13 protein-coding genes are annotated in these 14,526 nt (G+C 39.5%); 3 read left to right on the top strand and 10 right to left on the bottom strand.

Annotation, left to right across the window (positions count from 1 at the left end; translation table 11 throughout):
• Positions 1-180: 180 nt before the first annotated feature.
• A complete protein-coding gene (locus ASU00_RS17535; protein ID WP_057914770.1) occupies positions 181-498 on the bottom strand; it encodes a DUF3889 domain-containing protein in 318 nt (105 codons plus the stop codon).
• A gap of 50 nt (positions 499-548) precedes the next feature.
• Positions 549-1,517 (bottom strand): M14 family zinc carboxypeptidase, encoded by a 969-nt coding sequence (locus ASU00_RS17530; protein ID WP_057914769.1) that lies wholly within the window; start codon positions 1,515-1,517, stop codon positions 549-551.
• A gap of 130 nt (positions 1,518-1,647) precedes the next feature.
• On the opposite strand from ASU00_RS17530, the gene ASU00_RS17525 reads away from it, so the two are divergent.
• A complete protein-coding gene (locus ASU00_RS17525; RefSeq protein ID WP_057914768.1) occupies positions 1,648-1,890 on the top strand; it encodes a YhdB family protein in 243 nt (80 codons plus the stop codon).
• Positions 1,891-2,020: 130 nt separating this feature from the next.
• Here the strand turns inward: ASU00_RS17525 and ASU00_RS17520 are convergent, their stop codons facing one another.
• From ASU00_RS17520 to ASU00_RS17510, 3 genes are all read right to left on the bottom strand, one after another.
• Positions 2,021-2,548 (bottom strand): NADPH-dependent FMN reductase, encoded by a 528-nt coding sequence (locus tag ASU00_RS17520; protein ID WP_057914767.1) that lies wholly within the window; start codon positions 2,546-2,548, stop codon positions 2,021-2,023.
• Between the two features lie 481 nt (positions 2,549-3,029).
• Complete coding sequence (locus tag ASU00_RS17515) at positions 3,030-4,760, bottom strand: phospho-sugar mutase (RefSeq protein WP_057914779.1); 1,731 nt, start codon at positions 4,758-4,760, stop codon at positions 3,030-3,032.
• Positions 4,761-4,905: 145 nt separating this feature from the next.
• On the bottom strand, positions 4,906-6,453 hold the full coding sequence (locus ASU00_RS17510; RefSeq protein WP_057914766.1) for a bifunctional GNAT family N-acetyltransferase/carbon-nitrogen hydrolase family protein: 1,548 nt from the start codon (positions 6,451-6,453) through the stop codon (positions 4,906-4,908).
• A 515-nt stretch (positions 6,454-6,968) separates the two neighbouring features.
• On the opposite strand from ASU00_RS17510, the gene ASU00_RS17505 reads away from it, so the two are divergent.
• A complete protein-coding gene (locus ASU00_RS17505) occupies positions 6,969-7,439 on the top strand; it encodes a thioredoxin family protein (protein ID WP_057914765.1) in 471 nt (156 codons plus the stop codon).
• Between the two features lie 68 nt (positions 7,440-7,507).
• On the opposite strand, the gene ASU00_RS17500 is transcribed toward ASU00_RS17505, so the two are convergent.
• On the bottom strand, positions 7,508-7,927 hold the full coding sequence (locus ASU00_RS17500) for a DUF5365 family protein (protein ID WP_057914764.1): 420 nt from the start codon (positions 7,925-7,927) through the stop codon (positions 7,508-7,510).
• Between the two features lie 232 nt (positions 7,928-8,159).
• On the opposite strand from ASU00_RS17500, the gene ASU00_RS17495 reads away from it, so the two are divergent.
• Complete coding sequence (locus tag ASU00_RS17495) at positions 8,160-9,071, top strand: RluA family pseudouridine synthase (protein WP_236712765.1); 912 nt, start codon at positions 8,160-8,162, stop codon at positions 9,069-9,071.
• An 82-nt stretch (positions 9,072-9,153) separates the two neighbouring features.
• Here the strand turns inward: ASU00_RS17495 and ASU00_RS17490 are convergent, their stop codons facing one another.
• The 4 genes from ASU00_RS17490 to ASU00_RS17475 form a co-directional block, all read right to left on the bottom strand.
• Entirely contained in the window at positions 9,154-10,497 is a 1,344-nt protein-coding gene (locus ASU00_RS17490; RefSeq protein ID WP_057914763.1) for an FAD-binding oxidoreductase, read from the bottom strand.
• A gap of 308 nt (positions 10,498-10,805) precedes the next feature.
• Positions 10,806-11,060 (bottom strand): GlsB/YeaQ/YmgE family stress response membrane protein, encoded by a 255-nt coding sequence (locus ASU00_RS17485; RefSeq protein WP_201786309.1) that lies wholly within the window; start codon positions 11,058-11,060, stop codon positions 10,806-10,808.
• An 889-nt stretch (positions 11,061-11,949) separates the two neighbouring features.
• Positions 11,950-12,831: a pirin family protein gene (locus ASU00_RS17480; RefSeq protein WP_057914761.1), complete on the bottom strand. Its 882-nt coding sequence runs from the start codon at positions 12,829-12,831 to the stop codon at positions 11,950-11,952.
• Between the two features lie 279 nt (positions 12,832-13,110).
• Positions 13,111-14,448, bottom strand: coding sequence for a glucose-6-phosphate isomerase (locus ASU00_RS17475; protein WP_057914760.1), 1,338 nt, complete (start codon positions 14,446-14,448; stop codon positions 13,111-13,113).
• Positions 14,449-14,526 lie beyond the last annotated feature (78 nt).

The following is a 14,526-nucleotide window of genomic DNA, read 5'->3' as shown; positions in this document are numbered from 1 at the left end:
CCAGCCCTTACCTCACGATAAGTACCTTGCGCTTCCTTAGTGGTTGGTCGATGTGTACCCCCACAGTGGTCTTTCACCACCTAGATAGATGCCATGCCTGGCACACAAGCAAAAAAACATCTTCTGGAGGCGAAGATGTTCGGCACAGGGCATGTTTATCTATGTAAGCTGATCTTACTTTCATTTTTGCTCGGTAACCTTTAAACTAAGCAATTTTTTGTTCCGCAAATCATGTTGCACGGTCACGATGACATTGAACTCCGTTCCTTTAGTTGCGACTAAAAATTTGAAACCGTCTTCGACAAAATTCTTCGCTACTGTTTTTCTGCCTTTGTATTCATAATCAGTTACTTCATTTTCTGGATAATCAGCCTGGACGACGGCAATTGCAATCTTTCCGTATTTTTCATAATCGGGCTTTTCGGAGGCTTCGGTTGAAATCGATCCGGCGTGTATAAATAGAAATACTCCCAGTAACATCATGATGACTTTTTTCAAAAGCTTTTCCTCCTCGTAGGTTACTCTTAAGTATTATTATGTAAGATTGTTCATTTGTTATGCACCTGGTTCGCTTCTTTTGCAAGCATGATTCCAATTGAACGGTTCCTTTCCCATTCCTCGGGAAATACAGTCATTGGTGGATTCGTTTCATCCACTAAATAACTAAGCTCGATTGTCATACCGGGACGATTGAACTCAGTGATGAACCAATCGGTAAATCCGCTGCCCACCGCTTCCATTTCGGGAAAGGTCAGTTCATAACCAGTCAAATCCGCTGTTTTTTTGGCTATCCCATAATCCCTCGCCATATTTCCGCGTTTATTGTTATAATGCCAAAAGATTTCCCTTCCCGAGGTATGGTAGGAAACCGCAATAAGCGGATCAATTTCCTTAGTGAATTTCACAAGCGCCTTTACCTCGGCTGCTTGAAGGGGATGTTCCCCTTTATAAAATTGATAAGTTGGTTCCGTTTCATGGCTCATGACCTCTTTCCATCCAGCCGGGTATTGCCTATTCAAATCGATTCCTTTGGCATTAGCCTTCCATCGTGACCAATTGTTGCTATACCTGTTCATCTTCCAGACGGACACCTTTTCAAGAACATTCAAGCTTGATAAATCGCCTTGCTGGATACTTACCCCATCCGGATTTAACATGGGGATGAACCAAATGCTGACTTGGTCCAATAATTCCGAAGGATAACCTCCGACAGGCTTGCCCATACGATAAGCGGCTGCATAGTCTTCAAGCATCGTCACTAAAAGTTTGGAGCTTAGCCATTCCCGTCCATGATGTGATCCAACAAGTAATATCGTTTTTTTCCCATTTCCTAACTTGACTGCCTTTATATTTTTGCCTTTTTCCGTTTGTCCGATTATTTGTACGTCCAATTTATATTCTTCCTGTATTCCCTTCAGGTCCAACTCCATGCGCTCAGGGGAATATACCGTTTCTGCCAGAATCGTTTCCGGAAAAAAAAGCAGGGCCAACAATCCGGCCAGCATTATTTTCTTCATCTACTCACCTTTTTTTATTCAGGTAAAAAGCAACAACCGCGCTCCAAATACATCGCCACTTATTGTTAGGAGAAGTTCTGTCCCGAACTGAACAAAATACAAATAGCTCCTTAATAAGGGGGAGAACTACATGAGGATCGCGGATTATGATCAAGCATTGTTTCACACACATCGTTCAGATTGGGACAGCTTGTTAATATTGATGGTACGCACGAAAGATCACATTCTTTCGAAGAAAATCGAGCATTTTTTACACGCCTACAGGTTCGAGCATGATTATCAAGTCGTACAATCTCAGCTGTATGCACTGCTTCGTTACTTGGACCATGCAGCAGAAAAAACAAATGCTTATTTAAATGAACTTCCAGGCTAAATCACCTATAGTTTCTGCAAAACGGGAAAATATATACAAGAAGTTGGATTTTTAGGGATAAACTTTGGCTGGTGAAACCCATAAAAAAACAAGGAAGGGTCAGGTATATAAATACCTGACCCTCATTTCATCATTTTTTTATTGTCGCATATGCAGTTGCATACATTTTAAGTTCCTCGAGTAAGCCTTCTACAAGTACGGCTGACTCTTCGAATAAACCATCTTTTTCATAATCGAAGCAATGTGGATCAAGAACCAATTGTTTCGGGATTACATTTGCATAGAGGCTGCGCCCAACGGTCCTCACGGAATTGAGAGCGTTGATCCCGCCCTTCCCTCCACCGGAAACAGCCAGTAATGCGACTGGTTTATGAGCGAATTGCTCGCTGCTAAGAAAGTCCAAGGCGTTTTTCAAAGCACCACTCATTGAACCATGATATTCGGGAGTAGCAAGAATCACTCCATCCGCTTCCTCGATGCTTTTACGAAGGCCTTGGATCACTTCCAATTGATATTGTTCACCCTCACCTGAATACAAAGGAATCTCACTATTGCTTAAGTCGATAAGTTCAGCTCCATATTTATTGGATATGTAACGTGATGCAATCCCTGTACGCCCTTTTTTACGTGGTGAACCATTAATGATGACTAATTTCATGAATAACCCCTCCATTTGTCCTTCTATCTCTTTTCGATTGACTCCCATCACTCGCCAATCCAGTATACCAAAATCAAAGCAGGATGGTTGTAATTAAATGTTTCAGTTTCCTAAATATTTATCGAGGTCAAATCACCTTTCCTGACAAAAAAAACGAAATTTTCCCGATAATATTGGAAGGCTTCTGAACCGGCATTGGAATAAGTGCTGTAGCGCAATGAAACGGATAAAGTCCATTTTTCAAAACTGTAAACTGGCCATTCCATCTTAGTTATCACACGGAGTGAAAGCAAGACTCCTGCGGGACATGCGGTTAAGGGGAGACCCCGCAGGCTGAAAGCCACGGAGGCTTACGGACCGCCAGCGGAAAGGGAGCGCCTGCAGTGCAATGAAACGGTCTACGTACATAACCACAAAAAAACTATAGACAACACTCGATCATTCTCGAGTTTGTCTACAGTTTGTAAAGATGTGTGTTTCCTTAAACCAATGCTTCAATCTGTTCCATAAAATTCGTCATCACTGCAGATAACTTGGACTCGGCTTCAGACATTGATTTCCCTTGAACACCAAAGTAGAATTTAATTTTCGGCTCCGTGCCTGAAGGACGAAGGCATACCCACGTGCCATCTTCAAGGAAATACTTCAATACGTTGGATTTCGGAAGCTCGATCAGTTCTTCGGCGTTTGACAGCAATGTACGCTTCTTACTGCTCTGATAATCTTCCTCGATGATTACTCTGCTGCCCGCGATTTGAGCAGGAGGATTTTGCCTGAATTGATTCAATATTCCTGATATCTGCTTTGCACCCTCAATCCCCTTGAGTGTCAATGAGCGCAATCCTTCCAAGTAAAAACCATATTTTTCAAACACGTTCAGTAGCCCTTCATAAAGAGTCAACCCTTGTTTTTTATAATAAGCACAAACCTCTACAGCGAGAACTGCGGCTTGTATGGCATCTTTATCACGGGCAAAATCCTTAATCAGATAGCCGTACGACTCTTCATATCCGAACAAAAAGCTATGTTCCCCGCTTTCATTATATTGCTGGATTTTCTCGGCGATGAATTTAAAACCTGTAAGAACATCAACCGTATGCAGACCGTAGGATTTAGCAATCGTCCTGCCTATTTCAGAGGTAACGATTGTTTTTAAGACGACTCCATTTGTTGGAATCTCCCCTTTTTCCTTTTTCTGGGCAAGTAAATAATCAAGTAAAAGGGCGCCAGTTTGATTTCCCGTCAGGACAACATATTGGCCTGATTCGTTTTTCACGGCAATTCCCAACCGGTCAGCATCCGGGTCTGTTGCGATCAGTAAGTCCGCCTCGACTTTATTTCCCAGCTCGATAGCCATTTCAAATGCAGCTGGTTCCTCTGGGTTTGGTGACTTGACTGTCGAAAAATCCGGATCTGGCAGCTCCTGTTCCTTGACAATATGTAGATTTTGGTACCCTAAGCTTTGCAATGCCCGCCTGACCGATTTATTTGCCGTTCCATGAAGCGGCGTAAAAACGATTGACACATCTATTTCTTCTGCCAATTCTGCATTCTCGGGAACCATCAGCAACTGCCGATTGTAGGCTGCATCGAGATCCTCACCGATTATTTCAATGAGGCCCCTCTGTTTTAGTGCTTCAACTTCTTCAATCTCAATATCAAGCTCACTTTCAATGGCATTCACGTGGCCAATCACTTGATCCGCAGCCTCTGGCGTCAGTTGTGCCCCATCTTGACCATAAACTTTATATCCATTATATTCAGGCGGATTGTGGCTTGCCGTAATGACGATACCAGCAAAAGCATTCAGCTCGCGTACAGCGAACGATAATTCCGGAGTCGGGCGCAATTCATCGAATAAATAAGCCTTCACCCCAAAGGTCCCTAGTGTTTTTGCTGCTTCAAGTGCAAATTCGGGAGATTTATGCCTTGAATCATAAGCGATCACAGTCCCTCTTTCTTTTGCATCTTCCCCAAACGATGTAATGAATTGGGCCAATCCAGCCGTAGCCTTCCTTACCGTATAAAGATTCATCCGGTTCGTCCCAGCCCCGATTTCCCCGCGCATGCCCCCTGTTCCAAATTCTAAGTTCTTATAAAAGGCATCTTCAAGCTTTGTTTCATCATGCTGCATTTCCTCAAGGAGGGCACGTAACTCCCCATTTAAATTCTGGTAACTTGCCCATTTGGTGTATAACTTTTTCCACTCCATCTCCAACATCTCCTCCCAAACCCCGTTTTTATGTATTCGACCTACACATACAAAATTATCACATTTTTTCCAATAAATGAAGCAAAGGCTCGAAATGAAAAGAACCAAATTTTGCGTTCTTCTCATCACGAGCCCTTTTCCTTCTTTATTTTTCGCCATTCTTATAATGCAAATTGTATATATCATGGCGGCGATCTTTCAATTGCCTTACAGTCCCGGATTGTCTTTCCCGTCGTAAGATTTCTAAATCAACATCGCCAATAAGAACCATTTCTAAGTTTGGGCTGGTCTCCCCGACTATGCCGTCACGGGCAAATTCGAAATCCGATGGGGAGAAAATTCCCGATTGTGCATATTGGATATCCATATTTTCCGTTTGCGGCAGATTGCCGACCGTGCCGGAAATGACGGTATAAATTTGATTTTCCACAGCACGGGCCTGCGCACAATAACGAACGCGCAAATAACCTTGCCTGTCTTCCGTACAAAATGGAGTGAATATGATCTTTGCTCCCATGTCTGTTGCAATCCGAGCAAGCTCAGGAAATTCAATATCATAACAAATTTGTATTGCGATTTTTCCACAATCCGTATCGAAGACACGAACACGGTCACCTGCGTTGATGCCCCACCATTTTTTTTCATTCGGTGTGATATGAATTTTATATTGCTTTTCAATCGTTCCATCACGGCGGAATAAATAAGCGATATTGTATATGTTATCATCGTCTTCTTTTACAAAATGCGAACCACCGATAATATTGATATTATACCTTACCGCTAATGTAGTAAACAATTCAATATACTGCTCCGTAAAATCCGAAAGCTTCCTCACAGCCAAGCTTGGCGATCTTTCATTCAAGAATGACATCAACTGGGTAGTGAACAATTCAGGGAATACCGCAAAATCTGCATTGGCATCCGAAGCAACATCAGTGAAATACTCTACTTGGTTCGCGAAGTCATCGAAGGAATCGATCTTGCGCAGCATGTACTGCACGACGCAAATCCTTACTGGTTCGGAAGTTTTATAATAACGCTTCGATTTCGGCTGATAATCAACATTATTCCACTCCATAAGCGTAGCGTATTTATTGGATTGCAAGTCATCGGGCAAGTAATTCGGATTGATCCTCATGAGCGTGAAGCCATTTAACAACTGAAATGACAGCACCGGATCATATATTTTATGTAATTGAACTTCCTTCACATATTCCCTTGGTAAAAGCTCCTCCGCATGTTTATGGTAATTGGGAATCCTACCGCCAATGATGATGCTTTTCAAATTCAGCTGAGCAACGAGTTCTTTTCTTGAATCATATAGCCTCTGACCGATTTTCATCCGGCGGAATTTAGGATGGACCATGACCTCGATACCATATAAATTATACCCGTCCGGATTATGGTTCGTGATATAACCATTATCGGTTACATCGTCCCATGTATGGCGATCATCATATTCGTCAAAATTAATAATGAGGCTCGAGCATGAGCCAATTACTTTCCCATCATATTCAGCAACAAATTGCCCTTGCGGAAAAATTTGCAGATGGCTTTCAAGCTGTTCTCGCTTCCAAGGAACCATTCCAGGGAAGCAACTGGATTGCAGAACGATTATTTCATCTATGTCTCCTAGCTTCATGTTACGGATTTCCATTATTTTTTCATATTTATGCAGGTCCAAATTAGGCATTTTCCTCAGACTCCTTTAATCTCTTCCATAAAATTATACCCCTTATTCAAAAATTAAAACAACTATAGCCATTCCCTTGCCAAAGCTAATATCCTCCGAAAAAGAATATATATTTTACAGAGCCTATCATACATACTATACTTTTCTTGAGTGCAAAAAGAAGTGGTGAAGAGGAACCAGAACCGGGCCAAAACTTGTAGCCCAATCTGATCCATAATTGACTTGTTTCGCAGCTTATATTTTATGAAATTAGGCAATATGCATTTGGTACCGCAATCATCATTTATACTTTTTTAGAAAAAGCAATCATTAGAATAGATTAACGGATCCGATAACGGTGCGTAAATTTACATGTATCATTAATTCCTGACCAAACCTTTGCGGAAGGTTTCATGTACAGGACAAATTAACGTGTTTGGTTTCATTACCGACCCGTTCCTAGCCTTGACTGCTTTCGTCAACTTATGCAAATGCAGTTACATCGTATGGACAAGATCCAAGGAGGTTGCAGCTTAATGAAGAAAATGGCTATTTTTTTAGTGATAATCGTCGCTTTATTTGTCCTGATGGGCGTTTTGACAACGATGAAAAAAGAAGAAAAATCAAAAGAAAATCCGTATGGTAAGGATAAGATTGACCCAGCCACTGTCGATCAGCTGGAAGACCCCAATTATCAAAATTTGATATTGCCCGAGGAATTGGAGCAAGACCTCCAAGATAAAAATGACGTGACTGTTTATTACTACAGTCCTAAAAACGCTTATAGTGAAAAAACCACGCCGGTCGTAGCACCATTGGCAGAAAAACTGGGAATCGATCTTGTTCAATACAATCTATTGGAATTTGAACAAGGCTGGAGCGATTATGGCATTAAGGATACCCCGACCATCGTTCACTATAAAAATGGTCAGGAACAAGACAGGATCGTTGGATTTAAAAAAGAGGAAACCTTCAAAAAGTGGTTCGAGGACAACGACATTAATTAATGATGAAAAAATGAGCCGGCCCTGACGGAAAATGCTTTTCCCGTTATAGCCTGCTCATTTTTTATGGCTTATACTAAATATTGATTCGCCACTTGGATATCCATCATCTGCATTTCATTACTCGCTTCATTGTTTAAACGTGAAAAATGGTCATAATAAAAAGGGAAAAAGATTCCGTATTCATTTAATAAAGTAATGTTGTGCTGAAACAATTCCACACAACTGGAATCCATTATTATGGAATCTTTAGCCTGCTGTTTGCCTAGGACGGAAAGGAGTACATGCAGGCAAGTCATTACTTGATAAGCATCCCTTAGCGTTCCCAAATAGGTAGATGAACTGCGATTGGGTTCTAAAACGCCTATCTTCCGAAAATGAAGGATTTCACTTTTCGTAAAGTATTTTGGAAATACAGTTTCGTAGAATCTCGAAACGAGTCTCGCTATTTCTTGTTCTTGTTCTTCCGTTGAAGAAAAGACCGTTTTCACAAAAAAACCACCTTTTTTCAGATCCGTTAGACCTATCTAATATATGTATATTCTAGGACAAGCGATTTCTTTCCCAATAGAATAACATAAAAATTGTAAAAAATATGTGGTAATTTCCACCACGACAATCTTGACAATAGGGACTTTATCACTTTTTTTCATCATTACCCTGTAATAATTATATATATTTTTCATATAACCTCAACCAAATAAGTCGAAAGTAGGAACAATATTGGAAGATTTCAATTTAAATAATCAAAACATGTTAATAAATGTACTGAACAATTGGAATGGACATACACTGGAACAACTTTTTAGGGAACGGTGGAAGGCACCGAAGAAGCTGGTGCATGAATGGAGAATGAGTAAAGAAGTGAAGCTGAATGGCCATCCTGTAACATGGTCCACTATCCTACAACAAGGTGATATGCTCAGCATCCCTATAATGGATACTGCAGAAAATGCTGCCGTTCAAGCGACTAACTTAGAAATACCGATTTTATATGAGGATGATTGGCTGCTGGTAGCCAATAAACCCGCTGGCATGGATACCCACCCTTCTCAACCAGGTGATAGTCATTCCCTCATAAATGGAGTGGCCTACCATCTTCAACAGACAGGTCAGATTTGTATGATCAAGCATATTCATAGGCTTGATCAAGATACGACTGGAGCGGTCCTTTTTGCCAAAAACCGCCTGGTTGGGTCGATGCTTGATAGAATGTTGGAAGAAAGGGAGATCAAACGGACGTATTTAGCTTTAGTCGAAGGGATCCTTCATACTAGGGAAGGCGAGATCAAAGAGAAAATCGGCCGCGACCGCCACCATGCAACGAGACGCAGGGTTTCCCCGACAGGACAGACGGCAGTCACCCATTACCGGGTCCTCAATCGCGATCCAAAGAGAAATTTGACGCTCATAAGCTGCACATTGGAAAGCGGACGAACCCACCAGATCCGCGTGCATTTTAGCCATTTGCATCACCCTTTGGCCGGAGATACCTTGTATGGCGGAAAAAGAATATTTACACGTCAAGCTCTGCATGCACGGAAAATTGAATTCATCCACCCCATCTCCGAAGAGAACTTGATTATTGAAGCTCCATTCATGGATAAACCTGAAATATTCGATGCTAACTTATAATGACCTTAAACAGAAAACACCGCTCCTTTACGGAACGGTGTTCATTTAATTTTTTTCTAATGATGATTACAATGATAAGCTTTTATGATTTAGGTGGTATGCTCTGTGGAAAATTGAATAAATTTTTGCGATCATATTTTGCCTTCACTTTTTGAAGCCTTCCAAAGTTTGAGCCGTAATATGCTTTTCCGAAATTTTTTATATTTTGATCTGGGACATTAACATATGAACCTTTTACATATGGCTTAATCAGCTTGCGAACTTTTTCCACTGATGCAAGATTCAGAGCTTCTTGTGATTTTTTTTCCCAACTAGACGTCCATTCCGTATAAAACAGTGGACTGCGCCAAAAGAAGGCAGTTTCGTTGCTAGGTACTCTGCTTATCGCACCACCCCAATTTATAAAAAAGAAATTGGCTTCTGTCCCTGTCGCTTTTTCCAGAAATTCCTTCATTATTGAAATCGGTTCTTCCGGCCAAAGATTAAGTCCCCAAGCCGAGGAGAATTTAACACTCTGATCAGATCTGCCAGGGATTGGTTCATCAGGGTCCAAGAAATCTATAGCATCAGGGTAGTATAATGTTTCTATATCTATTTTTGTTGGAGTTCCAGCATTTGTTAAAGGTTTTAATAACTTAATGAGCTCCGTTTTTGAACCTAAGAAAATACCTTCTGCATGACACAGCCCATTTACTTTGCTGTAAATTTCGAGTAAACACCCTAATCGTTCATCTACAAACGGCGCCCATCCTTGCCAAGCTTTAAACACCGTCTTCAATTGTTCCCACGGCCAAATAATATTGAAGACGCTTGCAGTTTTAGGGGCACGACGGACTTTAAATGTGTATTCGGTATTATAGCCAAAATTACCGCCTCCGCCACCTCTAGAAGCCCATAGTAAATCCTCATTGCAATCTTCATTCGCTTTAATGATCCTGCCTTTAGCATCAACCGTTTCCAGAGCGAGAAGGTTATCACTTATAAGGCCAATCGATCGTGATAGTACTCCAAATCCACCGCCCATCGTAATTCCTCCGATTCCTACGGTTGGGCTATCTCCAAATGGAGCCATAAAGCCTTCTCGAGCTAATCCTTTTACAAGCGGTCCGACATTAACGCCTGTTTGAACGGTTGCAATTTCCTTTACCTTATTTAAACGAACTTTTTTCATGTCACTCACATCGATAACAATACCTCCGTTTACTACCGAAAGGTCCTTATCCAGAGCATGGCGACCACTTCTGACACGCAAGGGCACCTTATTCTCACGAGCCCATTTAATAGCATTACTTACATCGAAAGAATTTTGCGCAAAAACAAAGCCAAGAGGAAGGACATCAACATAAGGGTTCCAATTCTTAATTGCTTTTTTATAACCGGGGTCCCCTTTGAAGATTACCCGTCCTGTTAACTGTGTTGATCCCATATATTCCACTCCTTCTTACTCGTTTTAATCGTTTTTTAGGAATGCACCTATACAAGATATGTAATATAACTAATAAAATGCACATTTCATGAAGGTGGTAATCCGGCAAGTGAGGGGCAATCGTGAACGAATATAGCAATTAAAGAATTGTCGGTTGCGGGGAAGGTTGTAAGAATTGAATAGCATTTACTCACGGCAGCCTGCCAGAACATCAAGAACGGGATGATGAACGACAAACAAAAAAAGATTGTAGAGAAATCTCTCTACAATCCGAGTCGAGCGCTTTGGCTAGCTTTTAATTTGTGTAATTAAGATGCTTTTCTCATACCTTTTAGAATAAGGCTTAAGATGAAGACAAATACGATTGCCCCAATCAATGCAGGAACAATAGCGAAGTCTGCTACTGAAGGTCCCCAAGTTCCAAGAATTAATGAACCTAACCATGCACCAACAAAACCTGCAATAATGTTACCGATAATTCCAAATGGTACGTCACGTCCGACAATCATACCCGCTAACCAACCAATGATACCTCCGATAATTAATGACCATAAAAATCCCATAATATATTTCCTCCTTCAAATGTGTTGTTTAATGTCTACAGCAAACTCCAAGAAATCATGTTGCCTCATAAGTCCTGCTCATTCCGTTTTTTAACTTTTACATACACTCAAATGGTATGATGCCAGTTGTGGACCTGAAATGTGAATGTTTTAGTTAATGGGTAAAGTTAGCTAGCTATAGCCCTTGAAAAACTGATTGGCATTCCTCAATGTGTTCGTTTTTTTCTTTTTGTTTGCTGCTGTACTCATTATTTTCCCCGTTTTCAAAAACTAAAACCTAATTTTCATTAAATATATTTGGCAATTAAAACAAGGTTATCGACTGGGATGAACGGGTATATAATTTGCTTATTTCTGTCACATAATTAGTATAAGCAGTCATTGTCTCAATTATGTCCATCTTGGCAAAAGAAAAAGGATGCCTCTTAATGAGACGTACCCCGGCTTATTTTCAATATGCAAAATTAAGTTTACTTTGAAAACATCTTCCTTTAATTTCTAATTACAAATGTGATCAGGAACAAAATTTTACTGCATCATTATTATCCGTTTTTTTACCCCAATGTAGAGATGACTATACCCATTGGGAATCAGCGCTCCGATTGTCATGCCGAGTGATTGACTAAGGGACCCCCAAAAAAATCGTGGAAGAATAACAAATTAAATAACCATTTCGTATTAACCTTTTACGAAACGATTTTATTTTATAATGAAAATTAAATAATTTTGAAACAATACAAATAACAAAGAATAAATCAGAAAAGTCCTCTAAGAAACAAATGCATATAAAATCTATAAGCCGTTTGTTTCTTAGAGGTATAATAAATCGTATTTTTTTACATAATTAATTGAGTTAACGATATAGAATAGTTTAACTTTCAATATATTATCACTTTACAGCTGGTGGTCCAAACAAACCATTATGATAATCTTCGAATGCTTGCCGTATCTCTTTTTTTGTGTTCATAACAAAAGGACCATGTGCGACCACTGTCTCACGAATTGGTTTCCCTGAATAAATCAGCACTTTAGATCTTGTTTTTGCTTTGACATTTAGGACACTTTTTCTTGATATATTCTCATCTTCATTCTCATTGAATGTAAGAGTAGCAACCCCTGTTTTCCTTAAAGTTTTTTTACTTTCCCCAACTTCCATTTCACCTGCCAACATATATATAAATGCATTATGATTTCCAGGTAAAATATGTGAATAGGTTGCACCTTCACTTAGATTAATTTCTGCCATTGTAATGGGTACTATACTCTCCAAAGGTCCTTTAACACCCGAGATCTCACCGGAATAAACACGGATTATTCCTCCTTCAAAAGGCACAACCGGCGCATCTTCTAAGTAGACGTTTTGATAAGAAGTTTCTGTATGCTTTAATGATTTAGGAAGATTTAACCACAACTGTAAGGTATGAATGATATCATCATCCACAGCTTCTTCAGCATGTCTAGCTGCCCATCCAGCATTCATATATTGAACATCACCTGCATCAAGAATTGAATGTCCACCTGAATTGTCAATATGCTCCAATCTTCCATCTACAACGTAAGTAACAGTTTGAAATCCACGATGAGGATGGTCTGAAAACGTTCCTCTTTTAAACCAATCATCTGCCATCAAAACAAAAGGGTCAAACTCTACTTGTCGGTCAGGTGGTAATATCCATCCTTGTTGTACATGGGGATAACCATTTTGATTATATTTAACATTCCAACTATCTTTTACACTCATATGAAATAATTGACGATTTTCATCTTTCATTTTTGTCACGCCCTTATAAATAAATTTTGTGAATGATGTTATACCGATACAGCATATAAAGATAGAAAAAATTTTTTTATATGGTATAGTATCAGCAAAGTTTTTTAAGTTAATATATTTTTCACTAACCAGGCAGATCATTTCCTAACGTCGCATTAAATCTCATCCTTTTCAATCAAACTTTTCTATATTCATTTGATTCAGGCAGGTTTCCGTTAACGCAAAACGCTCCTATCAGTGTGAAATTACGTTTATTTCACCGATAAGAGCGTTGTATTTTTAAATTGATAAACGCCCCATTAGTTCTGATCTTTCTTTTTCAAAACCTGGTTTACCTAGTAAAGCAAACATATTTTTTTTATATGCTTCAACACCTGGTTGGTCAAAGGGGTTCACGCCTAATAATAATCCACTAATACCACAAGCTTTTTCAAAGAAATAAACCATTTCTCCAAATGTAAACTCATTTAATTGATCTAACTCAACAACTAGATTTGGTACATTCCCATCTACGTGAGCTAGGACAGTTCCTTCAAATGCTTTTTTATTCACTTCATCCATTGTTTTTCCAGCTAGAAAATTCAAGCCGTCAATATTAGCAGAGTCTTCTTCAATAGTTAGTTCAATACGAGGCTTTTTCACTTGAACTACTGTTTCCAATAGGTCACGACGACCTTCCTGAACGTATTGACCCATAGAATGAAGATCAGTTGTAAAGTCAACAGAGGCAGGAAAAAGACCCTTTTGATCTTTACCTTCACTTTCTCCAAACAATTGTTTCCACCATTCAGATACATAATGAAGGGAAGGTTCATAATTAACTAATAATTCAATTGATTTACCTTTTCTATAAAGTGCATTTCTTACAGCTGCATATTGATAACTTTCATTTGTTAGAAGGTCAGGATTATTATACTTTTTAGCTGCTGCCGCTGCGCCCTCCATCATTTTATCGATGTTAAGTCCAGCCGTAGCAATAGGTAATAACCCAACTGCGGTAAGAACAGAGTATCTGCCCCCTACATCATCAGGAATAACAAAAGTTTCGTAACCTTCTTCATCTGCCAATTGCTTAAGTGCTCCATTCTCTTGGTCAGTAGTCGCATAAATACGCTTTTTCGCTTCTTCTTTTCCGTATTTCTTTTCCATAAAATCTCGGAAGATACGAAAAGCAACAGCTGGCTCCGTTGTTGTACCTGATTTAGAAATTACATTAACAGAGATATCTTTTCCCTCTAATACCTCTAGCAAATGAGATATATAAGTGGAGCTAATATTCTGTCCAGCATAATATATTTGAGTCGAATCACTAATCTGGTTATGAAAGGTATGTGATAATGCTTCAATTGCAGCTCTTGATCCTAAATAGGACCCACCGATACCAATAACAACTAAGGCGTCTGAATTGCTACGAATTCGTTTAGCAGCCTCTTTAATACGAGCAAATTCTTTTTTATTATAATTATTAGGTAGGTCCACCCATCCTAGAAAATCAGATCCTGGTCCTGTCTTTTCATGAAGCATAAAATGGGCAGCTTGTACAAATTTACTTAAATTATCTACCTCACTTTGTTGCATAAAAGGTTGTGCATTTGAGTAATTGAAAGAAATGGTCATATGATATTTCTCCTTTATGATAAGTCTGCATTCGTCTCTATATATTTATGTTTAATAGAAAGTAGCATGTACAATCAC

Source organism: Peribacillus muralis, assembly GCF_001439925.1.
GTDB classification, from domain to species: Bacteria; Bacillota; Bacilli; order Bacillales; family DSM-1321; genus Peribacillus; species Peribacillus muralis.
The sequence above is the reverse complement of the archived record's forward strand: the minus strand, read 5'-3'. Positions and strand labels throughout refer to the sequence as shown.